This is a genomic window from Halobacterium jilantaiense, from assembly GCF_900110535.1.
Classification (GTDB): Archaea; Halobacteriota; Halobacteria; order Halobacteriales; family Halobacteriaceae; genus Halobacterium; species Halobacterium jilantaiense.
Genome location: NZ_FOJA01000001.1, coordinates 2,005,338 through 2,027,943 on the forward strand (window position 1 = coordinate 2,005,338; position 22,606 = coordinate 2,027,943).

Here is a 22,606-nt window from a genome sequence, read left to right on the forward strand (position 1 = left end):
TACGTTCGACGGCGACTACTCCCGAGAGAGTCGCCCACGGAGACATCGTGACGATACAGTTCGCAACAGTCGACGGCCGCAGTCTGCGCGTTCGAGATACGACCGAGAGCGAGCAGTTCACGCTGCGCGCCGACCGCGAACTCGCTCCCGAGGAGGCGTCCGTCGACGAGTTCACCAGCCCCGTCGACGCCGCCGTCGCCATCGACGCCGGCGAGCTCCATTTCCCCGTCTACCGTCCGGCCGTCTTCCTCGAAGACGGAGAAGTCGTCCACCGAACGGAGGACGGTGGGTCGAGCGAGTGGCTCGACTCGGGGACGTACGAGATAGACGCGTCGCCGCCGGGCGCGAAGACGTACGTGAAAGTGCACGACGCCGCTGTCCGCGGTCGATTCGAGGACGACCACACTGTGCTGGATATCGACCCCGCGGCGCGATTGGTGGTGGGCGTGCGTTCACACCACGAGCGGCCCGCGGCGACGGTGCGGACGACGGAGGACCCGCGGGACGTGATGGCGGCGGTGTCGACGTTCGGGTCGGCGCTGAAGACGCAGTCGCCGGACCGGTCGTGGCCGACGCTCCGCGGCCATCCACCGGCAATCGAACTCGGGACGAGTCTGGCTGTGCCCGACGCAGTAGCACCACCGGAGACTGGCGTCACCATCGAGGTGCCGCCGGAGTACGGTCCGATTTTCACGGTGGCGCCGCTGGCGTACTACCTCGGTGCCACCGTCGAACCCGGAGCCGAGCCGCGGCTGCGGGCGGCCGGCGCGACCCGCGAGTTCGACCCGGACGCCCTCGCCAGCGAGGTGGCAGCGTGCCTGGAGCACTGCTTCGTCCTCGACGGCGTCGTCCGGACAGTCGGCGTCTACCCGTTCCGCCACGAGCAGGCCGAACAGCTGGAGAAGCGCGTGGACCTGGACCACGAGGCGCTGTTCGACCGCCCGCTCGACGAGCGCACCGCGGCCTATCTGGACGTACCACGGTCGGCGACGACTGGGCTGGTGGGCTGGCACCTCACCGCAGACGTCGCGCCCGAACCCCGGTACGCCACGTCGCTCCCCTACCTCGTCGACGAACTCGCCATCGTTCGAAGTCCACCGCCGACACCCGAACCAGCCCAACGAGCGCCGGACCCGGACGCCCTCGCCCGCTCGCTCGGACAGACCACGGAAGCGACGGCGGACGTCGTCGTCCCCGACCCCGTCGACACGCCGGGGCACGCGTGGGTCGGCGAGGGGTTCGCGGTGGAGGCTGCAAACCCCACTGTGGGGTCGTTCCGGCGGGGATTCGAGTGGCCGTCTGGCGACGCGCCTCTCGACGTCCACGTCGTCTACAACGACCAGCGCATCGACGCACCGGACGAACTCGCGTACGGGAACCACCCGACGGCCGAGACGAACGTTCGAGTGTCGCACTCGCTGACGACGGCGGAGTTACAGGAGGCGCTGCTGTCGGAGACGGACTTCCTGCACTTCGTGGGCCACGTCACGGAGCGGGGGATGGTGTGTCCGGACGGGGAACTGGACGTGCGGACGCTGCCGACGACGGGCGTGGGCGCGTTCTTCCTGAACGGGTGTCGGTCCTACGAGCAGGGGTTCGCACTGCTGACGGCCGGCGCGGCCGGAGGTATCGTCACGGTCGACGACGTCGACGACGAGAACGCCGGCCGGATCGGACAGCAGGCGACGATGCTGCTAGACACCGGCGTCCCACTGTACGGTGTCCTCGATACGCTGGACCGAACTGGAACCGACACTAGTCGGTACACGGTGCTCGGCGACCCAATGCTCACACTCCGCCGTTCGACCTCCAGTTTCGGACTCGTCAATTCGTTCGACGTCGACAGGGGAACAGCGAGTGTTGATTCGTTCCCGAGCACGGCGTACGCGTACCCTTCTGGCGAGAACAGTCTTGGCGGACACATGACGCTCCACCATCCAGAAACCGGAAATCACCTGCTCTCGGCGAGAGGAGTCTCCGCCGACTTCTCGCGAGAGCAGCTCGCTCTCCACTTCGAAGAAGATACAGTGGCTACCCTACTCGACGGTAGCCTCGTTCTCAATACGGACCTCTCACTCGACGACTTCGACGCCTAGTTGCCCCAGAAGTTATCGCGGCTGCCGAGCCGCTCCATTCCGCCTTCGTCGTCCTCATCGTCCTCGTCGCTTTCCGCCTCCTCGTCCGCCTCCTCGGCGTCCTCCTCGTCTTCCTCGTCGTCCTTCTCGGGGAGTTTCTCGATGAGGTCGGCGCGGGCGTAGTTCGGCTTCACCTTCGAAATCTCGGCTTTCACGCGAGCCGGCGGCAGCACGCCGTCGACCATCACGATGAACCCGGAGTCCTCCTGCCGGCCGACGCCCGCACCGCTCTCGTGCATGTCGTCGACCTCGATGACTACCTCCTGACCGGGCACCACGGGAGCCGTCTTCAGGTCGGAGATGGGCTGGCTGTAGTGCTGGCACCACTCCATCCCACCGCGGTCGCCGTAGTGCTGGCACCCCATTCCCTCTATCTGTTCCTGGAAGCTGGGGCACTCGTCGGCGAGGGGGCAGTCGGCCATACGTCACGTTGCTGGCCACCCGTCTAAACCCTTGCGGCACGCCCACTCCCGCGGGTTCCCTGCCAGCAGCCGAGCCGGCTATCACCGTCGGTGTCGGCCGCTCACCGGAGCGACGCGGTTCACGCCGAGCGTCGCTGCCAGCGGGAACGCGACGACGGCGCGTTCCTGCGAGCCCGACTGTGGATAGCACTCAGCAGGGCACTGCCGACCGGTAGAACACGAACGCGCCACGCCAGCGGCGTGCGTTCGACGACCTGACGCGTGTACCTTTTCGGGGCGCTCACTTCGTTCGCGCCGCAAAATCTACGCCGAGAGAGCTACGCTCTCCCGAGCCCTGCCTCGCGGTGCTCGGCAGGACGCTAAAAACCGCTACGCCAGCGGCGTGCGTTCGACGACCTGGCCGTCGTACGTCGGGTACTGTTCGACGATCTCGCCCTCGCCGATGTCGCCGTCCTCGACCATCTCCTCGAGGAGCCACCACGCCACCTCGACGTGCTCTGACTTCACGGTGTAGAACTCCTCGGGGACGCCGAGCGCGCGGAAGCGCTCCGGTTCGACGGTGGTCTTCCCGTAGACGAGCGTACCGTCGTCCGTGATTTCGTCGAACTCCCGGCGGACGTTCCGCGCCATCCGCTTCAGCCGCGAGCGGTGCTGGGCGGCGTCCTTGAAGACGCTCGTACAGAAGTACACCTTCTCGTGGTCGGCCATTTCTTCGAGGATGGCCTCCTTCGAGCCGTCGACGGCGCTCATGTGGTCCTCCTGCAGTTCGTAGCCGGCCTCCTGCATGCGCTCGTAGTTCCCGTCGCTCATCTCGAACTCGTTGACGTTGCAGAAGTCCGCCGCGCCCTCGTCGAGGAAGTCGAGGAACTCCTGCTCGGCGCGGATGCCCGGAATCTCGAACGCCGGGGTGAGACCTTCCTCGCGTGCGATGTACAGAATTTCCTCCCACTCGGTGCCGTGCATGTCGCCCCACAGCTCGTACGGCGGGTGGAAGCGAATCTCGTCGAGGCCGGCCTCGCTCAGCCGCCGCATGTTCTCGCGGCCGCCCGTGATGCCCGTGTAGAGATGTGTGTGGTGGTCCTCGCCGAACTCGTCTTTCAGCCTGCGGAGGTACCGACACGTCCGGTCGAGTACCTCCTGGGGCTCGCCGCCCGTGATGGAGGTCCCGAGCGCGTCCATCAGCTTCGCCTCCTTCACGATGTCGTCCTCGGACTCGACGGGGCGCTCGTTGGCGTACACCTGGTGGACGTTCTTCCGGTTCTCGCCGAGCGGACAGTAGAAGCAGTCACGCTGGTCGCAGTACCCGTAGACGAAGAGGACCATCTTCCCCCCTTCCGCGCACTGCTCGCAGCCCTTGGAGATCATTCGTTGAACAACTGGTACTGCTCGCAGACTCAAAAAGCGTGCGAAAGGGGTCGGCAGGCCGCCGAGCGCGCTGCTCGCGGGTCGCGACCGCGCGGAGTGCTCCGAAAGTCGGGCTTACTCGGCCTGCGGTCGCGCAGTCCGGTCGAAGGCATCGGCTTCCACTGTCTGCCGCCGGAACGTCGCGAGCTCCTGACGCGTCACGACGACCGAGGCCGCGAGCATCACGAGCACGAACGCCGACCCGTACGCCAGTGAGAGGTCGTTGACGACGACGTTCACCGACTGGAAGACGGCGACCAGAACCGGGACGACCGACAGTACGAGAGTGCGCCGCGGGAACGCGCGGAACATCGCCGCGAACGACGGGGAACGAGTCACACTACCCGGTAGTGGACGAGCCCCTAATGACCGTTACGGCGACCCGAGGAGCCGGTAAGCCGGTGCTACCCCGACCCCTCCCCCCCGACGACGTGCGGGCTCCCGAAAGCAAATATACCACTGTCGCCTACGTGCCGACAGATGCTGCTGGTCCTCTGCGTGGACCTCGACGACGACCTCGGGCGGAAAACCGGCGTGCCGACGCCCGTGGTCGGCCGCAACGAGGTCGAACACGCTGCGGTGTCGCTGGCCGAAGCCGACCCCGAAGACAGCGACGTGAACGTCCTCTTCGAGGGCGTCCACCTCTACGACCAGTACAGCACCGAGGAGGACGTAGAGGTGGCGGCGGTGACGGGCGTCGAACGCGGCGACGTCGCCGCCAACCGCAAGGTCGGCCGGGAGGTCGACGAGGTGCTCGCCGGGCTGTCGACGGACGACCCCGTGAATGCGGTGGTCGTGACGGACGGCGCACAGGACGAGTCCGTGGTGCCCGTCATCCGCTCGCGGGTCCCAATCGAGGCGGTCAAGCGCGTCGTCGTCCGGCAGGCACAGGACCTGGAGTCGATGTACTACACGCTCAAGCAGGTGATGAACGACCCCGAGACGCGGGGAACGATTCTGGTGCCGCTTGGCATCCTCCTGCTCATCTACCCGCTGGCGGTGCTCGCGGACGTGCTCGGACTACCCGGGGCCGTCCTCGGCGTCTCCTCCGCGGCGGTCGGGCTCTACGCGCTCTTCCGGGGACTGGGCCTGGAGCGCGTCGTCGACCAGGCCGTCGGCCGGGTGCGGGAGAGCCTCTACACGGGCCGCGTGACTCTCATCACGTACGTCGTCGCGGCCGCGCTGCTCGTCATCGGCGGCGTCGAGGGCGTCGGCCAACTGGAGGCCGTGCGCGCCCAGACCGGCGTCGACCTCGGCCCGTCGACGGTCGTGGCGGCGCTCACGTACGGCGCAGTCCGGTGGTTCGCGGCCGCCGGCCTCACCACCAGCCTCGGCCAGGTGACGGACGAGTACCTCGCCGAACGCTTCCGGTGGCGGTACCTGAACGCGCCGTTCTACGTGCTCTCCATCGCCGCAGTCCTGCACATGCTGTCGGCGTTCTTCCTCGACTACGTCACGCTCACCGAACTCGCCGCGGTGCTGACGGCCGGCACGCTGGTGAGCGTGCTGTCGACGCTCGCGTTCGCCGTCGTCGAGTCGTGGCGTGGCGGCTCAGACGCGGACGCCGACGCCGCCTGACTCAGGCGTCCCGCTCGACGACGAACTCCGCGAGGTACTCCAGGTAGTCTTTGGCTTCGCCCGCCGGCAGGTCGAGGTCAGCGAGCGCAGCGAGCGCGCGGTCCGACTCTTCGCGCGCCAATCCGTTCAGTTCCTCGGGTGACCGGTCGGTGACGCGCACGATGCTCGGCCGGTCCATCTCCTCGTCGATGCCCGCCGGCTTCCCGAGCGCCTCGCTGTCGGCGGTCGCGTCCAGCACGTCGTCCCGAATCTGGAAGGCGACTCCGACGCGTTCGGCGTACTCGCCGAGGGTCTCGACGGTGCGTCCGTCGGCGTCCGCGGCGATAGCGCCGAGCTCTGCGGCCGCGCGGAACAGCGCGCCGGTCTTCCGTCGCGCGAGCTCCATGTACTCTCGCTCGTTCTCCGGCCGGTCGACGAGTTCGATGGCTTCGCCCTCGCCGAGTTCCACCAGCGAGTCCGTGACACACTCCATCGCCCGGGGGTCCCGGGAGAACAGCGCGAACGCCTCGCCGAGCAGGCCGTCGGAGGCGACCAGCCCCGGCCCGTAGCCGTACTCCGCCCACGCGCTCGCCGAGCCCCGGCGGACCTCTGACTGGTCGATGATGTCGTCGACGACCAGCGAGGCGTTGTGGACGAGCTCGATGCCGACGGCGTAGTCCAGAGCGTCCTCGCCGTCCGCCGCCAGCACCGGCTGCTGGCTCGCGTCGGCGTCGTCGCCGCCCTCCCAGACGTCGCCCCCGGCGGCCTCGCAGACGAGGACGGTGAGCGTCGGTCGGACGCGCTTCCCGCCCGCGAGCACCACGTGTTCGAGCTGGTCGCCGAGTTCGGTCGGCTCGACGGTGCCGACCGCCTCGGCGATGCGGTCCTCGATGGCGGCCCGGCGCGCCTCGACGTACTCCATCACACCCGATTCGGGGTTTCCCGGTCAAGTACCTGACGGGACACGCTGGTTCCGCCGGTGGTTGCCCTCACATTCATCGACCACGAGCACGAAGTACCGCGTATGGCGAACCGTTCGACCCGCCGCTACGTGCTGTCGGTCGCCGGCAGCGCAGCCGTCGTTCTCGCCGCCGGTTGCAGCGACCTCGGCGGGTACACCGGTGGTGGCGACGGAGGCGACACCGCCCCGAAATCGACCACGAACACTGGCGAGAACTCGGACGAAGCGACCGAGGAGAACCCGGTGGTCGGCGACGCCGAGCAGGTCGGGGACCTCGCGCTGTCCAGCCCGGCGTTCGACGACGGCCAGCCCATCCCCCGGACGTACGGGCGGGACGACGCCGACGTCAATCCGCCGCTGTCAGTCTCCGGTGTGCCCGACGGCGCGGAGACGCTCGTGCTCGTCGTCGACGACCCCGACGCCGTCGAACCGGCCGGCGAGGTGTGGCTGCACTGGCTCGTCTGGAACGTGCCCGCGACGCGGACCGAGATACCCGAGGACTGGACCCCCGAGCAGGCCACAGAGGGGGTCAACGACTTCGGCGAGCGCGGGTACGGCGGGCCCGCGCCGCCGGACGGGGAACACAAGTACCGCTTCAAACTGTACGCGCTCGACACCAGCCTCGACATCCCCACGGACGCCTCGAAGCGCGATGTCGGTGACGCCATGCGGGACCACGTGCTCGCGTCGACCCAACTGGTGGGGATGTACGCGCCCTAGAAGTCTGTGACCTCGGCCTGCACGCGGCCGTCCTCGACACCGTCGGCCCGGGACTCACCGAGCAGGTCCGCGAGTTCGTCGCGTGTCACGTCGTCGCTCTCGTAGAGGTAGGCTATCTCGGGCAGCGACAGCGACTCCCCGGAATCGACCTTTTCCCGGAGGTGGTCGGCGTCGAGCGCGTGGAACGTCACGTCGTAGTCGATTGTGGCGGCTCGGTCGTTGCCCGCCTCCGCGAGGTTCACGCCCTCTCGGAGCACTGTCTCGAAATCCAGGTCGGTCTCCTCGACGCCGCGGTAGAGGAACGCCAGCGTCGACACGAACGCGTCGAACGCCTCCGTGCCGTCGGCGTCGCTCGCGCGCTTCCCGAACACCAGTTCGCGGTCCCGGTCTTCGAGGTGTTCGACCAGCAGTTCGAAGTCCAGCAGGGCGTCGTAGACGCGTTCCCTGATGCGCGCTCGGGCGTTCCGTTCGGCCTGTACGCTGGACAGGTCGCGCTCGCCACGCAGGTACTCGCGGTCCGCCGGCGACAGCACGCCCCGACCGCGCTCTCCCGACCCTGGCATAACTAGTTCTGGATTACGATTACAAAAACAGAAATATATAGATAACTCAATTCCGATTATTTTTCCGATTCACCGGGGCAACGCTTATCGGTGTGTTCCGGCTGGCGGTTGGCACGAGCGAGCCCGGCCCCGGCCGGCCGCCACCCCACCATGACCCAGCAGACCACCACCGACGACACGACCCGACGTGTACAGCCACCCCGCGACCCCGCCGTCTCGGTGGTCGCCGACCCGGACGTCCTCACGACGGCGCTCGACGCGCTCGGCGCCATCGTCGACGAGTGTGTCCTCGCCGTCGGCGAAGACGGCGTCAGCGTCGAGGCGATGGACCCCGCGACCGTCGCGATGGTCTCCCTGGACCTCGACGCCGACGCCTTCGACGCCTTCGACGTCGACACGGACCGACGCCTCGGCGTTCCACTGGAGCGCCTTCGGGACGTCGTCGGCATCGCCGACGCGGGCCAGCCGGTCGAACTCGCGTTCGACGCCGAGACCCGCCACCTCCACGTGCAGGTCGGCGAGCTCGCCTACTCGCTCGCGCTCGTCGACCCCGAGGCCATCCGGTCGCCGCCGGACCGCGTCGATCTGGCCGACCAGTACGCGTCGTCGGCAACACTAGACGGTGCCAGCCTCGCCCGCGCCGTCGACGCCGCCGACATGGTCGCCGACCACCTCGCGCTCGGAGCCGAGGACGACCACCTCCACGTCCGCGCCGACGGCGACACCGACTCGGTCGAAATCGAGTTCCCGGCGGCGGACTGCGCAGCACTCGACGCCCCAGAGCCCGTCGAGTCACTGTTCTCGCTGCAGTACCTCGCGTCGGTCACCAGTGCCACGCCCGGCGACCGACCCGTCGACCTCCGGTTCGGTGACGAAGCACCCATCGAGGCCGCCTTCGACGTCGCCGACGGCGACGGCCGCGTCGCGTTCGTCGTCTCCCCGCGGATGACGCGCGCCTGAGCAGGCGCTGCTCGGCTGGAAAAACGAGAGAACGGTGTTCCGTACGCCTCAGATGCTCGGCGGTTCGCCGCCGAACTCCTGCGAGTACCTTTTTCGGCCTCGGGTGCGCTCCGCGCACCGCTCGGCGCAAAAAGCTACGCTAAAAACTCCTCGCCCTCGCAGTGCTCACGGTTTCACCGTTCGCGTCTTCCGAGGTCCTCCGGACCTCGCCGCTCGGGCGAGTGAACCGCGGCCTGCGGCCGCGGATGCAATCTTCCTCAGACGCTCGGCGGTTCGCCGCCGAACTCCTCGATGAGCGCGGGCACGACGTCGAAGAGGTCGCCGACGATGCCGTAGTCGGCGATGTCGTAGATGGGCGCGTTCGGGTCCGTGTTGATGGCGATGATGGTGTCGGCACCCTTCATCCCGGCGACGTGCTGGACCGCGCCAGAGATGCCGATGGCGAGGTAGACGTCCGGCGTCACCTGCTTGCCGGACTGACCGACCTGCCGGTTCTTCGGGAGCCAGCCGTTGTCCACGATGGGACGCGAGGACGAGAGGGTCGCGCCAGTCGTCTCGGCGAGCGCCTCGACCAGTTCGAGGTTCTCCTCCTCCTCGATGCCGCGGCCGATGGAGACGAGGAAGTTCGCGTCGGCGATGTCGACGTCGCCGCCGCCGACCTCCTCGAAGCCCTTCACGGTGGAGCCGACGGCGTCTTCGTCGACGTCGACGTCGAACGTCGAGACCTCGGCGTCGCCGACGCCCTCGGCGGCCGGCCACTCGGCCCCTCGAATGGAGACGACGAACGGCCCGTCAGTGACCTCGACGGTCGTCTCGACCTTCGAGCCGTACATCTCGCGCGTGACTTCCAGCGCGCCGTCGTACGCCAGGTCGATGGCGTCCGAGACGTACGTCCGGCCGGTCCGGGTGGCGACGGCCGGCGCGTAATCCAGGCCGTTCACGCTGTTCGGCACGAGGACGAACTCGGCGTCGAGGTCGTCTGCGAGCGCCTCGACGGCCTGCGCGTAGACGTCGTGGTTGAACTCCTCACCGTGCTCGACGGCGTGCACGTGGTCGACGCCCTCGCGGTTCAGGTCCTCGGCGAACGACTCCGTGTCCCCGGAGACAACGGCCGCGTGCAGGTCGGTGCCGGCGGCGTCCGCGAGTTCGCGGCCCGCGGTCAGCAGCTCGAAGCTCACGTCGCGGAGGTCACCGCGGCGGTGGTCGGCGACGGCGAGTACGGTCATTCGCCGACCACCCCCTTGTCGCGGAGCACGTCAGCGAGCTGCCCGGCCTGCTCGCCGGCGTCGCCCTCGATGTACTCGGCGTCGCTCTCGGTCTCCGGCTCGTACATCGCCGTCACGTCGAGACTGGACTCGACGACGCCCGCGTCCAGCCCGAGGTCGTCGAGGCTCTTCGGCGCAATCTCCTTCGACTGCGCCTGCCGGATGCCCCGCAGGCTCGCGTACCGGGGCTCGTTGATGCCCGTCTGGATAGTGAGCACGGCCGGGAGCTCCACGTCGGTGAGCTCCTCGACACCGCCCTCGAGTTCGCGGCGCACGGACGCGACGCCCTCGTCGAGGACCTTCTCGGTGTCCAGCGCGTTCACGACCGCCGCCCACTGGAAGTCGAGCTCCTCGGCGAGCGCCACGCCGGTCGCACCGAAGCTGTCGTCGTTTGCCTGCACCCCGGAGAGTACGATATCGGGGTCCTCCTCCTCGACGACGGCCGCCAGCAGCTGGGCCTTCGTCTCCACATCCAGGAGTTCGACATCCTCGATGGCGTCGTCCCAGACTCGGACCGCGCGGTCGGCACCCTTCGCGAGCGCCATCCGGATGGTCTCCTCGGAGCGCTCCGGGCCGATGGTGACCGCGACGACCTCCACGTCGTCGCCGGCCTCCGCCAGCTGGACGCCCTCCTCGACGGCGTAGTCGTCCCACTCGTTGAGGTCGTAGTCGAGGTACGTGCTCTCGATCTCGGTCCCCGAGATCTCGAAGTCGTCCTCCACTGCGGCCACCTCTTTGACGGTGACGAGAACCTTCATCACCCCGAAAATCGCGCTTCCCGGGGGTAAACGTTTTCGGAACAGATGGCGGACCGCCCGGAGTTTTATTCGTCCTCGAAGCCCTCTCCCGGCAGCGAGATGAGATTCTCGCGGCCGATGCGGAGCTTCTCGACCCGGTCGGCCTCGTCCATCGAGGACAGCAACTGGGAGACCTTCGCCGTCGACCATCGGGTCTCCTCGACGATCTTCGACTGCTTCATCCGGCCGCCGTTCTCCGCCAGCAGGCGCTCGACGCGCTCCTCGTCGCTCAACAGCTCCGGGTCGACGCCGCCGGCCGCCGACTCAGTGTCCGAGCCATCTGCGTCCGCTCCGGCAGCCGAGCCACCGCTTGTACTGGCGGCCGACTCGTCGACGGGGTCCGTCGACGGCTTCGGCTCGCGCTCTGTTTCGCGCTCCGGGTTCGGGACCTTGCTATCGGGCTCGCCGTCACTGGCCGGTTCGCCGTCGCGCCGAAGGTACCTCCAGACTACGACCACGCCGACGACAGCCAAGAGGCCTCCCACGGCGACCACAGGGAAGTCGTCGCCACCGATGGTCGGCCCAGTGGTGAACACGAGTGACGGCTGCCCGCGCTCGAACGTCTTCGGTCCCTCCCACTGGTAGGCACCGCCGACGACGTTCGTCTCCGGGCTGACGTTCTCCGTGCCGTAGCCGTCGGGCTGCCGGATGCTCAATGTCTGGCCGTCTCGGAGGTCCCCGAACCACCCGCCGGAGAAGCCGTCCACGGCCAGCGTCTCGTTGTTCACCGCCGCGAAGTCCGTCCACGTGAACTGCAGGGAGAGTACGCCAGTAGAGTTGTTTCCGTGGTCTACCGTCGTGGCCGTCCGCCGCGCGTCAGTCACTTCCATCGACCGGTCGACACGGTCGCTCACTTCCGGCGCTGCCGCCCGGAACACGTCCACCGAGAAGTCGCCGTCCGTCTCACCGGCCTTGAACGCCGCCGCGAGGCGGTCGAAGGCAGCGGTGTCGTTCTCGGTCTCCAAGTGGTACGTCGCAGAGACGTTCCACCTGGCGTCACCGTCCTCCTCGAGCTGGACGGCGAAGTGGACGCCCTCCTCTTCGAGCGCGCGGTCCTGGAGCTGTGGCTCCGGACTGTCCGCAACGGTAGCGGGCGTCGCGGGAGCCCCCGCGCTGGGCGCGACCGCCTGACCGACAGCGCCGGCACCGGCGAGCGGCGCGACGACCAGACACGCGAGGGCGACGAGGAGGGCGGCCTGCCGCATACACCGTGACTGAACGACGCTCGGGCAAAGTACTTTCCATCCGAGCGACACGCCTGGCTCGAACACGGCGAGAGAACGCTCCACATCGTTTTTGACCACCCCTCCCGAACGGTCGCCCATGTCCCGCGTCCGCCCTGCCCTCGCCGCCCTCGTGCTCGTCGTCGCCACCGCGGCGACCGGGCTCGCCGCGACGGGCGCGCTCTCCGCACCGGCCCAGCCCGGCGACGACCCGACCGTTGGCGTCTCCGAGAACACGAGCCGTGTCCTCCTCCTCACGCGCGCCGACGCCGCCGGCTTCGACAGCCCCAACCTGACCGTCACGCAGTCGGTCGACGCCGGTCACCAGGGACTGACGACCACCTACCGGCTGGAACGCCTCGAGAGCCAACTCGAGGGCGTCGACTCCGGAGCGAAGCGCAGCGCCCTCATCCAGCGGGAGGTCGAGTGGGCCACGAACCGGACGACCGCCCTCATCGAGCGCGAGCGGGAGGCCCGGAACGCGTACGCGGCCGGCGACATCACCGGGAGCGAGTACCTCACCACGGTCGGCGCGGTCCACGCAGCCGCGAGCAGCCTGGAGCGGTACCTCGGCGACAAGTCCAGCCAGCGCGCGCTGTACACGCTAGCCGACCAGAAGAGTCCCATCAGTCGAACGCGCGCCCGCCTGCAGTCCGTGCTCGGTCCGGTCCGGGAGCGCGCCACCGCAGCCGTGCAGGGCGACCGCGAGCGCGCAAGAATCCACGTGACCGTCGGCGACGGCGTGATGCTGTCGACACTGAACGGCACCACGTACGTCCGGGAGACGTACCGCCCCGACAACCTCGACGAGGAACTGGCGGCCTACGGCGACCCGATCGCCTTCATCCAGGAGACCTACCCCTGGGTGGCGAACAACTCTCAGGGGGCGTCGTACACGACGATGGGGAACTACGCGGTCCTGTTCTCCACGGGCCACAGCCACGGTGAACTGGAGGTCTACAGCGATGTCTCGACAGACCGCGTCTACGTCGAGCGTCAACGGAAGCGCCTCGACCGGATGCCCGTGTCCTACGAGTCCTCGACGAGCGGGAACAACGCCACGCTGCTGGTCTCCCGGACGTACACTGGCGGCCCGGTGAACGTCCGCGTGGAGAACGCAACCGGCGGCGGCATCGCGGCGCCCGTCACCCTCGCCGGGTCCGAGGTCGGTGCGACCGGCGAGGACGGCGAGCTGTGGGCCATCAGCCCCGGCGGCGAGTACGAGGTGTCCGTCGAGGTCGACGGGGAGACGCTGAACGCCACCGTCGTCGCGAACCCGCAGCCGCCCACCGAGCAGACGACCGGGAACGTGACCGTCGGCGAGACGTAACCTCGCCGCGGCCGCCTGCGACTGCCCGCCACGGTCCGAGAGTTCTTGACCGAAGCCGGAACCACAGCGGCCCGTGGCTCGCGCCTACGCTCCGGTCGCGGCCGTTCTGCTGGTCGCCGTCACCGTCGTCGCCGCTGCCGGCGTCTTCGCGTTCGTCCCGTCGCTGCCCGGTGAGCCGCCGGAGCGCCGCGGTGTCACAGCAACCGCGTCCAGCGACGGCACGGTCGCGCTGACGCTGCTGTCGGGGCCACCGGTCGACCCCGACTCGCTCGACGTCCGAATCGCGGTCGACGGGGAGCCACTCGCCCGCCAGCCGCCGGTGCCGTTCTTCTCCGCGTCGGGGTTCGTTAGCGGTCCGACCGGCGCGTTCAACGCCGCGAGCAGCGCGGACTGGCGGGTCGGCGAGACCGTGACCGTCCGAATCGCGGGCACGAACGACCCAGTTCCGGCCGCCGGAGAGACGGTTCGCGTCGAACTCAGAGTGCGCGGTCAGCTGCTCGGCGCGGCCGAAACGACCGTCGAAGCCGAACAGAGCACCGGCGAGTAGCGGTCAGCCCTCGTCGCGCTCCGGCGCTCGCGCGACCGAGACGATTGCAGGCGGACTGCTCTCGTTCTTCCGGAGCACGCGGTGCTCGATGTCCTCGAAGCCGGCCTCGCGGAACATCCGGTCGGCCTCCGCCTCGTCGTAGAACAGCATGATCGCGTCGGCGAGCTTCTGGAAGACGGTCGATGTCGGATAGTCCGGGCCGACCACGAGGACCTGGCTGCCCGGCTTCGCCACGCGCCGAATCTCCCGCAGGCCCTCGACGGGATGCGGCCAGTACTCGATGGACCCCGACGACCACACGAGGTCGAAGCTGTCGTCCTTGAACGGCAGCCGCTCGGCGTCTCCGAAGTGGAAAGCGACGGGGTCGCGTTTGCCGAGTTTCGCCCACGCTTTCTCCAGCTGGTGAGGGCTCTGGTCGAGCCCGTAGACGTGCTCGGTGTGCTGGAGTAGCCCCTCGGTCCCGAAGCCCGTGCCGCAGCCCACGTCCAGCACGCGGTCGTCGGCGTCGATGTCCAGCATCGACAGCGCCTCGGCGCGCATCTCCTCGGTCCAGATGAACGTGTTGACGCGGTCGTACACCTTCGAGAGGTACTTGTAGAACGTCCGGGCCCGCGACTTGTCTTCGAGGACTCCCATCGGCCGAATGTTGGCCTGAACACGCATAATAGCTTCCGATGGCCCCGGAACTTCGCAACTACCATATAGCCCGTAGGCTAACTCCCGGCTGGTTAGAGCGTATGCCAAGGCCAGAGGTTCTCGACGACATCAAATCGGCAGAGTCTGACGCCGACGACATCGTGGCCGAGGCGGAGGAGGACCGCGAGCAGCGGCTCTCCGAAGCCCGGTCGCGGGCCGATGAAATCCGCAGCGAGGCGGAGCAGGAGGCCCGCGAACTGAGAGACGAACGACTCGAGACGGCTCGAGAAGACATCGAGGCCGAGCGCAGCGACCTCCTCGAGGACGGCGAGGCGGAACGCGAGGAACTCGTCGCCGAAGCCGAAGCCAGCGAGGACGAGGCGGTCGAGTTCGCGCTCGAACGGTTCACGGAGGCGGTACATGCTCAGACCTGAGCAGATGAGCAAGGTCTCGGTGGCGGGCTCCCAGCGCGTGCTGGGCGATGTCATCGAGGCCATCCACGACCTCGACCTCGTCCACCTCTCGGACTACGACGGCGGCATCGAGGGGTTCGACAACGGCGACCCCCTCGAGGGTGCCGACGAGGCCGCGGAGAAACTCGTCACCGTCCGCTCCCTGAAATCCATCCTCGAAGTCTCCGGAGACGACGCGGGCCCGACCCGCATCGTCACCGACGAGGCACTCGAGGAGGAACTCGAGGAGATTCGCGTCGAGGCGAACGAACTCGACGACCGGCGGGGCGACCTCGAAGACGAGCTCCGCGACGTCGAGGAGCGCATCGACGAGGTCGAGCCGTTCGCGGACCTCGGCGTCGACCTCGACCTGCTGCAGGGCTACGAGACCCTTCAGGTCGCCGTCGGAACGGGTAACGGAGACAGCGTTCGCGCCGCTCTCGCGGAGTCCGAACGCGTCGACGCGTTCGAGGTCTTCGCGGGCGACGACACGCTCGCCGCCTTCGTCTACCCCGATGGCGACGACGACACGGCGCTCGACGACGCGCTCGTCGGCGTCGACTTCACGCGCATCGAAGTGCCCGAGGACGCCGAGGCGAGTCCGGGCGAGTACGTCGCGAAGCTCCGAGACGAACGGAACACCATCGAGACGAAACTCGACCGCGTCGAAGCCGAGCTCGCGGAGTTCCGTCAGGAGCACGCGGGCTTCCTGCTCGCTGCCGAGGAGAAACTCGCCATCGACGTCCAGAAGGCCGAGGTGCCGCTGCAGTTCGCCAGCACCGAGCGCGCGTTCGTCGCCGAGGGCTGGATTCCGTCCGACGAGTACGACGCGTTCGACGAGTCGGTGCGGGCGGCCGTCGGCGAGCACGCCGCGGTCGAGGAACTGGAGCGAGCGGACTACGAGCCCGCGGGCCACGGCCAGCACGCGCCGGCCGAGGACCACGACGCCGAGGCCGCCACCGACGGCGGCACGAGCGCCGAGTTCGACGAGAGCGACAGTCCGCCCGTCGTTCAGGACAACCCCGGCCCGGTGACGCCGTTCGAGTCGCTCACCGAGGTCATCAACCGGCCGAAGTACACGGAGCTCGACCCGACGGTCATCCTGTTCCTGACGTTCCCGGCGTTCTACGGGTTCATGATCGGGGACCTCGGGTACGGTATCCTGTACACGGCAATCGGCTTCTGGCTGTACCGCAGCTTCGACAGCGAGATGATCACGAAGCTCGGCGGCGTCGCGATGTGGGCCGGCGGCTTCACGGCGCTGTTCGGCGTGCTGTACGGCGAGATATTCGGACTCCATCTGGTCACGGAGTACCTCTGGCACGGTGCGCTCGGACTGGCCGACGCGCCCCTGAAGAAGGGGCTGCACGTCGGCGCGTTCGCCGAACTCTGGCTCGCGGCGAGTCTCGTGTTCGGTATCGTGCACCTCGCCATCGGGTACGTGTTCGGGCTCGTCAACGAGTCCCGCTCGCACGGCGTGAAGACCGCCATCACCGAGAGCGGCGGCCAGATGCTGCTGATGCTGGGTGTCGGTACCTGGCTGTTCAGCACGCACATGCAGTCCGGTGGCGGCCCGCGCCCCGAACTGCTGTACCGCGTCGTCGACCTCGTGCCCGGCATCGCCGGCGGGCTGCCGCCGATTGTCGGCAAGGTCGCTCTGGTCGCGGCGCTCGCTGGACTGGTGCTGGTCACCATCGGCGAGGGCGCAGCCGGGTTCCTCGAGAGCCCGACCTACGCGCTCGTCAACACCGTCTCCTACACGCGTATCGCCGCGGTCCTGCTCGCGAAGGCGGGGATGGCGTACGTCGTGAACCTCCTCGTGTTCGGTGCGTACGAGACGCACCTGGAGAACCCCGAGACTATCGACTACATGTTCGGGCTGTTCACCACCACAATCGAACACGAGACGCACTTCATGGTATTCAGTGGCGCACACGGACACGAGCCGCTGTTCCCCGGCCTGATTCACATGGGCTGGGGCGGCGTCCTCGCCGGTGTCGTCGTGCTGGTCCTCGGGCACCTTCTGGTGCTGGCGCTCGGGGTCACATCGGCCGGCTTACAGACGCTACGCCTCGAATACGTGGAGTTCTTTAACAAGTTTTATGAAGGCGGTGGCGAGAAGTACAACCCGTTCGGTTACACACGCAACTACACCACTGAGGACTAAGTAAAATTAAAAATGTTCGAAACTTTGTCGACGATCCTGACCCAGACCGGAGGTAACATGCCCGCAATCACGCCGAAGTCCGCGGCCGCTCTCGCAGTGGGCCTCGCCGCGCTCGCCGCCGGGTACGCGGAGCGAGGTATCGGTTCCGCCGCAGTCGGCGCAATCGCCGAGGACCAGGACCTCTTCGGTACGGGCCTCATCCTGACGGTCCTCCCGGAGACGCTCGTCATCCTCGCGCTGGTCGTCGTCTTCGTCGTCCCGACCCCGTTCTAACCACCCCCGCAGTCTCCACTTATGAGTCTGGAAACAGTAGTTGAGGATATCCGAGACGAGGCCCGCGAGCGCGCGAAGGAGATTCGTGCAGACGCCGAAGAGCGCGCCGACGACATCGTGGCAGAGGCGGAAGCCGACGCCGACGAGATCGTCGCCGAAGCCGAGGCTGACGTCGAGGCCGAGATCGAGCAGGAGCGCGAGCAGAAGCTCTCCAGCGCGAAACTCGAGGCCAAGCAGATGCGCCTCGAAGCGCGCCGAGACGCGCTCCAGTCGGTCCGGTCGACCGTCGAAGACCGCATCGCGGCCATCGACGGCGACGAGCGCGAGGAGCTCACCCGCGAGCTGCTCGACGCCGCCAGCACGGAGTTCGGCGACGAGGACGTCCGCGTGTTCGGTCGCGCGGACGACGAGGCTCTCCTCTCCGACATCCTCGACGACTACGACGGCTACGAGTACGCCGGCGAGTACGACTGTCTCGGCGGCGTGGTCGTAGAGAGTGACGCGTCCCGGGTCCGGGTGAACAACACGTTCGACTCGGTCCTCGAGGACGTCTGGGAGAACAACCTGAAAGCAATCAGCGCCCGCCTGTTCGACGAGGAGCAATGAGCGCGTCCGGACCGGCCAACTACGAGTACGTGGTCGCCCGGGTCCGCCACCGCCGAGCCAGCCTGTTCGGCGACGACGAGTACCGGAAGCTCCTGCGCATGGGCACCGGCGAAATTGCGCGGTTCATGGAGGACACCGCGTACGAGGAGTCCGTGAACCGCCTCGGTTCCCGGTACAGCGGCGTCGACCTCGTGGAGTACGCGCTCAACGACACGCTGGCGCTCGAGTTCGACTCGCTGCTCCGCTGGAGCGACGGCCGGCTGTACGAGCAGGTCGTGAAGTACCTCCGGAAGTTCGACGCGTGGAACGTGAAGACGGTGTTCCGCGGGCTGTACTCCGATTCGAGCCCCGAGGAGATCCGTACTGACTTCGTCGACGCCGGCGAGTTCAGCGACGACCTCCTCGACCGTCTGGTCGCCGCCGACTCCATCGAGACGGTCGTCGAGACCCTCGACGGGACGCTGTTCGAGCCGTACCTCGAGTCCGCGTTCGCGGACTACGAGGAGACCGGGACGCTCGTCCCGCTGGAGAACGCCGTCGACCGCGCGTACTACGAGAACCTCGTGCCCAAGCGGGTCACGAATCAGGACAGTCCGCAGGCGCTGTACGCGGAGTTCCTGACCGCCGAGATCGACTTCCGGAACGTTCGGAACGCGCTGCGGCTGGCGCGCTCGGGGGCGTCCGTCGACCCCGAGGAGTACTTCATCGAGGGCGGGACGCTGTTCGACGCGTCCGAACTCGGCGCGCTCGTCGAGCGGAAGTCCGACCTCGTCGACCGCGTCCGGGACAGCCGGTACGGCGACGAGCTCTCGGCCGCGCTCACCGACCTCGAGGAGGCAGACAGCCTCATCGGGTTCGAGCACGCGCTCGACCGCGCGCTCTTGGAGTACTCGGACCACCTCTCGTACGTCTACCCGCTGTCGGTCTGTCCGGTACTGGCGTACGTGCTCGCGAAGGAACGGGAAGTAGACAACATTCGCGCCATCGCTCGCGGTCGGGAGGCCGGCCTGAGCGAGGACGAGATTCAGGAGGAGCTGGTCATCCTATGAGCCAGGAGATCGCCGTGGTCGGCAGCCCGGAGTTCACCACCGGGTTCCGACTGGCGGGCGTTCGGAAGTTCGAGAACGTCCCGCAGGACGAGAAAGACGAACAGCTGGACGGTGCCGTGGAGGCGGTTCTCGAGGACGACGACGTCGGCATCGCCGTGATGCACGACGACGACCTCGACCACCTCTCGCGGACCGTCCGGCAGTCCGTCGAGACCAGCGTGGAACCGACGTTCGTGACCATCGGCGGCGGAGCCGCCGGCGGCAGCGGACTTCGAGACCAGATCAAGCGCGCCATCGGGATCGACCTGATGGGCGACGAGGAGGAAGGTGAGTAACTTCGAATGAGTCAAGCAGAGACAATCACCGACACCGGCGAGATCGAGAGCGTGAGCGGTCCGGTCGTGACCGCCACGGACCTCGACGCCCAGATGAACGACGTCGTCTACGTGGGCGACGAGGGTCTGATGGGCGAGGTCATCGAGATAGAGGGCGACGTAACCACCATCCAGGTGTACGAGGAGACGTCCGGCATCGGGCCGGGCGAGCCCGTCGAGAACACGGGCGAGCCGCTCACCGTGGACCTGGGTCCGGGCATGCTGGACTCCATCTACGACGGCGTCCAGCGCCCGCTGGACGTCCTCGAAGACGAGATGGGGGCGTTCCTCGACCGCGGCGTCGACGCGCCCGGCATCGACCTGGAGAAGGAGTGGGACTTCGAGCCCGCCGTCGAGGAGGGCGACGAGGTCGAGGCCGGCGACGTCGTCGGCAGCGTCGACGAGACCGTCAGCATCGAGCACAAGGTCCTCGTCCCGCCCCGAAGCGAGGGCGGCGAGGTCGTGAGCGTCGAGTCCGGGTCGTTCACCGTCGAGGAGACGGTCGTCGAGCTGGACACCGGCGAGGAGATCGCGATGCACCAGGAGTGGCCGGTGCGCCGCCAGCGGCCGACCGTCGAGAAGCAGACGCCGACGGAGCCGCTGGTGTCCGGCCAGCGCATCCTCGACGGCCTGTTCCCGCTCGCGAAGGGCGGGACGGCCGCGATTCCGGGGCCGTTCGGCTCCGGGAAGACGGTCACCCAGCAGTCCCTGGCAAAGTTCGCGGACGCGGACATCGTCGTCTACATCGGCTGCGGTGAGCGCGGCAACGAGATGACCGAGGTCATCGAGGACTTCCCGGAGCTGCCCGACCCGCAGACCGGGAACCCGCTGATGGCTCGGACGTGTCTCATTGCGAACACGTCCAACATGCCGGTCGCGGCCCGCGAGTCCTGCATCTACACGGGTATCACCATCGGCGAGTACTACCGCGACATGGGGTACGACGTGGCCCTGATGGCCGACTCCACCTCGCGGTGGGCCGAGGCGATGCGCGAGATCTCCTCCCGGCTCGAAGAGATGCCCGGCGAGGAGGGCTACCCGGCCTACCTGGCCGCGCGGCTCTCGCAGTTCTACGAGCGCGCCGGCTACTTCGAGAACCAGAACGGCACCGAGGGCTCCATCTCCGTCATCGGCGCGGTCAGCCCGCCGGGCGGTGACTTCTCCGAGCCCGTCACCCAGAACACGCTGCGTATCGTGAAGACGTTCTGGGCGCTGGACTCCGACCTGGCAGAGCGCCGGCACTTCCCGGCGATCAACTGGGACGAGTCCTACAGCCTGTACAAGGACCAGCTCGACCCGCACTTCGAGGAGAACGTCGTCAGCGACTGGTCGGAGCAGCGCCAGTGGGCCGTCGACATCCTCGACGAGGAGTCCGAACTGGAGGAGATCGTGCAGCTCGTCGGCAAGGACGCGCTGCCGGAAGACCAGCAGCTCACCCTCGAGGTCGCACGCTACATCCGCGAGGCGTGGCTCCAGCAGAACGCGCTCCACGACGTGGACCGCTACTGCCCGCCGGAGAAGACGTACGCCATCCTCTCGGGTATCAAGTCGTTCCACGACGAGGCCTTCGAGGCGCTGGAGGCCGGCGTCCCGGTCGACGAGATTACGGCCATCGACGCCGCGCCCCGCCTGAACCGCCTCGGCACGACGCCCGACGACGAGTACGAGGCGGAGGTCGAGGAGATCGAACAGCAGATTAGCGAACAGCTCCGGGAGCTCTACTGACAATGAAAGAGTACCAGACGATCACCGAAGTCAGCGGCCCGCTGGTGTACGTCGAGACCGACGAGCCAATCGGGTACGACGAGATCGTCGAGATCGAGACGCCGGACGGCGAAGTCAAGCGCGGACAGGTGCTGGAGTCCAGTCAGGGCTTCGTCGCCATCCAGGTCTTCGAGGGCACCGAGGGCATCGGGCAGGACGCCTCGGTGCGGTTCCTCGGCGAGACCCTGAAGATGCCCGTGACCGAGGACCTCCTCGGGCGCGTGCTGGACGGGTCCGGCAACCCCATCGACGGCGGTCCCGACATCGTCCCCGACGAGCGACTCGACATCGTCGGCGAAGCAATCAACCCGCACGCTCGCGAGTACCCCGAGGAGTTCATCCAGACCGGCGTGTCCGCCATCGACGGCATGAACACGCTGGTCCGCGGGCAGAAACTCCCCATCTTCTCCGGGTCCGGGCTGCCGCACAGCGACCTCGCGCTCCAGATTGCGCGACAGGCGTCCGTGCCGGAGGAGGAAGAAGAGGGCGGCGAGGGCAGTGAGTTCGCCGTCGTCTTCGGCGCGATGGGTATCACGGCGGAGGAAGCCAACGAGTTCATGGAGGACTTCGAGCGCACCGGTGCGCTGGAGCGCTCCGTGGTCTTCATGAACCTCGCTGACGACCCGGCCGTCGAGCGGACGGTCACGCCGCGGATGGCGCTGACCACGGCGGAGTACCTCGCGTTCGAGAAGGACTACCACGTCCTCGTCATCCTGACGGACATGACGAACTACTGCGAGGCGCTCCGCGAGATCGGCGCGGCGCGCGAGGAGGTGCCGGGTCGACGTGGCTACCCCGGCTACATGTACACGGACCTGGCGCAGCTCTACGAGCGCGCCGGCCGCATCGAGGGCGAGGAGGGGTCTGTCACCCAGATTCCCATCCTCACGATGCCGGGTGACGACGACACGCACCCGATTCCGGACCTCACCGGGTACATCACCGAGGGTCAGATTATGATGAACCGCGACCTGAACAGCCAGGGCGTGACGCCGCCCGTGAACGTCCTGCCGAGCCTCTCCCGCCTGATGGACGACGGTATCGGCGAGGGGCTGACGCGGGACGACCACGGCGACGTCTCCGACCAGCTGTACGCGGCGTACGCGGAGGGCGAGGAGCTCCGCGACCTCGTGAACATCGTCGGCCGCGAGGCCCTGAGCGAGCGGGACAACCGCTACCTGGACTTCGCGGATCGCTTCGAGGCGGAGTTCGTCGACCAGGGCTTCAAGACGAGCCGCGACATCGAGGAGACGCTGGACCTCGGCTGGGAGCTGCTGTCGATGTTCCCGAAGGCCGAGCTGAACCGCGTCGACGAGGACCTCATCGACGAGTACTACGTCGAGGACGAGACCGAGGAAGCCGCGACCGCCGACTGACTGCGGCACCCGACGTTCTCTCAGT

At 67.9% G+C, this 22,606-nt stretch carries 23 protein-coding genes; 14 read left to right on the forward strand and 9 right to left on the reverse strand.

Annotated features, from left to right (window positions below; translation table 11 throughout):
• The first annotated feature begins 47 nt into the window (after nucleotides 1-47).
• Entirely contained in the window at nucleotides 48-2,096 is a 2,049-nt protein-coding gene (locus BMW35_RS10285) for a hypothetical protein (protein WP_089669353.1), read from the forward strand.
• On the opposite strand, the gene BMW35_RS10290 is transcribed toward BMW35_RS10285, so the two are convergent.
• The 3 genes from BMW35_RS10290 to BMW35_RS10300 form a co-directional block, all read right to left on the reverse strand.
• Nucleotides 2,093-2,557, reverse strand: a complete 465-nt coding sequence (locus BMW35_RS10290; RefSeq protein ID WP_089669354.1) for a TRAM domain-containing protein — start codon at nucleotides 2,555-2,557, stop codon at nucleotides 2,093-2,095. The genes BMW35_RS10285 and BMW35_RS10290 overlap by 4 nt on opposite strands.
• 369 nt (nucleotides 2,558-2,926) lie before the next feature.
• The gene (locus BMW35_RS10295; RefSeq protein ID WP_089669355.1) at nucleotides 2,927-3,922 is read right to left on the reverse strand and encodes a radical SAM protein; all 996 of its coding nucleotides are present in this window, start codon (nucleotides 3,920-3,922) and stop codon (nucleotides 2,927-2,929) included.
• Between the two features lie 114 nt (nucleotides 3,923-4,036).
• Entirely contained in the window at nucleotides 4,037-4,300 is a 264-nt protein-coding gene (locus BMW35_RS10300) for a hypothetical protein (RefSeq protein WP_143052185.1), read from the reverse strand.
• A 141-nt stretch (nucleotides 4,301-4,441) separates the two neighbouring features.
• Here BMW35_RS10300 and BMW35_RS10305 point away from each other — a divergent pair, with 141 nt between their 5' ends.
• Nucleotides 4,442-5,539 (forward strand): DUF373 family protein, encoded by a 1,098-nt coding sequence (locus tag BMW35_RS10305; protein ID WP_089669357.1) that lies wholly within the window; start codon nucleotides 4,442-4,444, stop codon nucleotides 5,537-5,539.
• A gap of 1 nt (nucleotide 5,540) precedes the next feature.
• On the opposite strand, the gene BMW35_RS10310 is transcribed toward BMW35_RS10305, so the two are convergent.
• Nucleotides 5,541-6,440, reverse strand: coding sequence for a polyprenyl synthetase family protein (locus tag BMW35_RS10310; protein WP_089669358.1), 900 nt, complete (start codon nucleotides 6,438-6,440; stop codon nucleotides 5,541-5,543).
• A 102-nt stretch (nucleotides 6,441-6,542) separates the two neighbouring features.
• Between BMW35_RS10310 and BMW35_RS10315 the strand changes: the two genes are divergently transcribed.
• Complete coding sequence (locus BMW35_RS10315; RefSeq protein WP_089669359.1) at nucleotides 6,543-7,199, forward strand: YbhB/YbcL family Raf kinase inhibitor-like protein; 657 nt, start codon at nucleotides 6,543-6,545, stop codon at nucleotides 7,197-7,199.
• On the opposite strand, the gene BMW35_RS10320 is transcribed toward BMW35_RS10315, so the two are convergent.
• Nucleotides 7,196-7,762: a DUF8102 family protein gene (locus tag BMW35_RS10320; RefSeq protein WP_089669360.1), complete on the reverse strand. Its 567-nt coding sequence runs from the start codon at nucleotides 7,760-7,762 to the stop codon at nucleotides 7,196-7,198. The genes BMW35_RS10315 and BMW35_RS10320 overlap by 4 nt on opposite strands.
• 150 nt (nucleotides 7,763-7,912) lie before the next feature.
• Here BMW35_RS10320 and BMW35_RS10325 point away from each other — a divergent pair, with 150 nt between their 5' ends.
• Nucleotides 7,913-8,722 carry a DNA polymerase sliding clamp gene (locus tag BMW35_RS10325; RefSeq protein ID WP_143052186.1) on the forward strand — a complete coding sequence of 270 codons (810 nt, stop codon included), beginning with the start codon at nucleotides 7,913-7,915 and terminating at the stop codon, nucleotides 8,720-8,722.
• A 257-nt stretch (nucleotides 8,723-8,979) separates the two neighbouring features.
• Here BMW35_RS10325 and BMW35_RS10330 read toward each other — a convergent pair whose 3' ends face one another.
• The 3 genes from BMW35_RS10330 to BMW35_RS10340 form a co-directional block, all read right to left on the reverse strand.
• Nucleotides 8,980-9,948 (reverse strand): electron transfer flavoprotein subunit alpha/FixB family protein, encoded by a 969-nt coding sequence (locus BMW35_RS10330; protein WP_089669362.1) that lies wholly within the window; start codon nucleotides 9,946-9,948, stop codon nucleotides 8,980-8,982.
• Nucleotides 9,945-10,745 carry an electron transfer flavoprotein subunit beta/FixA family protein gene (locus tag BMW35_RS10335; protein ID WP_089669363.1) on the reverse strand — a complete coding sequence of 267 codons (801 nt, stop codon included), beginning with the start codon at nucleotides 10,743-10,745 and terminating at the stop codon, nucleotides 9,945-9,947. The genes BMW35_RS10330 and BMW35_RS10335 overlap by 4 nt, the downstream gene beginning before the upstream one ends.
• A gap of 65 nt (nucleotides 10,746-10,810) precedes the next feature.
• On the reverse strand, nucleotides 10,811-11,989 hold the full coding sequence (locus tag BMW35_RS10340; protein ID WP_089669364.1) for a helix-turn-helix transcriptional regulator: 1,179 nt from the start codon (nucleotides 11,987-11,989) through the stop codon (nucleotides 10,811-10,813).
• A gap of 118 nt (nucleotides 11,990-12,107) precedes the next feature.
• Here BMW35_RS10340 and BMW35_RS10345 point away from each other — a divergent pair, with 118 nt between their 5' ends.
• Complete coding sequence (locus BMW35_RS10345; RefSeq protein ID WP_089669365.1) at nucleotides 12,108-13,337, forward strand: DUF7096 domain-containing protein; 1,230 nt, start codon at nucleotides 12,108-12,110, stop codon at nucleotides 13,335-13,337.
• A 73-nt stretch (nucleotides 13,338-13,410) separates the two neighbouring features.
• Nucleotides 13,411-13,884, forward strand: coding sequence for a type IV pilin domain-containing protein (locus BMW35_RS10350; RefSeq protein ID WP_089669366.1), 474 nt, complete (start codon nucleotides 13,411-13,413; stop codon nucleotides 13,882-13,884).
• Between the two features lie 3 nt (nucleotides 13,885-13,887).
• On the opposite strand, the gene BMW35_RS10355 is transcribed toward BMW35_RS10350, so the two are convergent.
• Nucleotides 13,888-14,520 (reverse strand): methyltransferase domain-containing protein, encoded by a 633-nt coding sequence (locus BMW35_RS10355; RefSeq protein WP_089669367.1) that lies wholly within the window; start codon nucleotides 14,518-14,520, stop codon nucleotides 13,888-13,890.
• A 101-nt stretch (nucleotides 14,521-14,621) separates the two neighbouring features.
• Here BMW35_RS10355 and ahaH point away from each other — a divergent pair, with 101 nt between their 5' ends.
• From ahaH to BMW35_RS10395, 8 genes are read left to right on the forward strand one after another with little or no spacing between them, the layout of a single operon-like run.
• Nucleotides 14,622-14,954 (forward strand): ATP synthase archaeal subunit H, encoded by a 333-nt coding sequence (ahaH, locus tag BMW35_RS10360; RefSeq protein WP_089669368.1) that lies wholly within the window; start codon nucleotides 14,622-14,624, stop codon nucleotides 14,952-14,954.
• The gene (locus BMW35_RS10365; protein ID WP_089669369.1) at nucleotides 14,941-17,139 is read left to right on the forward strand and encodes a V-type ATP synthase subunit I; all 2,199 of its coding nucleotides are present in this window, start codon (nucleotides 14,941-14,943) and stop codon (nucleotides 17,137-17,139) included. The genes ahaH and BMW35_RS10365 overlap by 14 nt, the downstream gene beginning before the upstream one ends.
• A 12-nt stretch (nucleotides 17,140-17,151) precedes the next feature.
• A complete protein-coding gene (locus tag BMW35_RS10370; protein ID WP_089669370.1) occupies nucleotides 17,152-17,412 on the forward strand; it encodes a F0F1 ATP synthase subunit C in 261 nt (86 codons plus the stop codon).
• A 21-nt stretch (nucleotides 17,413-17,433) separates the two neighbouring features.
• The gene (locus BMW35_RS10375; protein WP_089669371.1) at nucleotides 17,434-18,018 is read left to right on the forward strand and encodes a V-type ATP synthase subunit E; all 585 of its coding nucleotides are present in this window, start codon (nucleotides 17,434-17,436) and stop codon (nucleotides 18,016-18,018) included.
• Entirely contained in the window at nucleotides 18,015-19,067 is a 1,053-nt protein-coding gene (locus BMW35_RS10380) for a V-type ATP synthase subunit C (protein ID WP_089669372.1), read from the forward strand. The genes BMW35_RS10375 and BMW35_RS10380 overlap by 4 nt, the downstream gene beginning before the upstream one ends.
• Nucleotides 19,064-19,402, forward strand: coding sequence for a V-type ATP synthase subunit F (locus tag BMW35_RS10385; RefSeq protein ID WP_089669373.1), 339 nt, complete (start codon nucleotides 19,064-19,066; stop codon nucleotides 19,400-19,402). The genes BMW35_RS10380 and BMW35_RS10385 overlap by 4 nt, the downstream gene beginning before the upstream one ends.
• Nucleotides 19,403-19,408: 6 nt before the next feature.
• Complete coding sequence (locus BMW35_RS10390) at nucleotides 19,409-21,166, forward strand: ATP synthase subunit A (RefSeq protein WP_089669374.1); 1,758 nt, start codon at nucleotides 19,409-19,411, stop codon at nucleotides 21,164-21,166.
• Between the two features lie 2 nt (nucleotides 21,167-21,168).
• Nucleotides 21,169-22,581, forward strand: coding sequence for an ATP synthase subunit B (locus BMW35_RS10395; RefSeq protein WP_089669375.1), 1,413 nt, complete (start codon nucleotides 21,169-21,171; stop codon nucleotides 22,579-22,581).
• The last annotated feature ends 25 nt before the right edge of the window (nucleotides 22,582-22,606 follow it).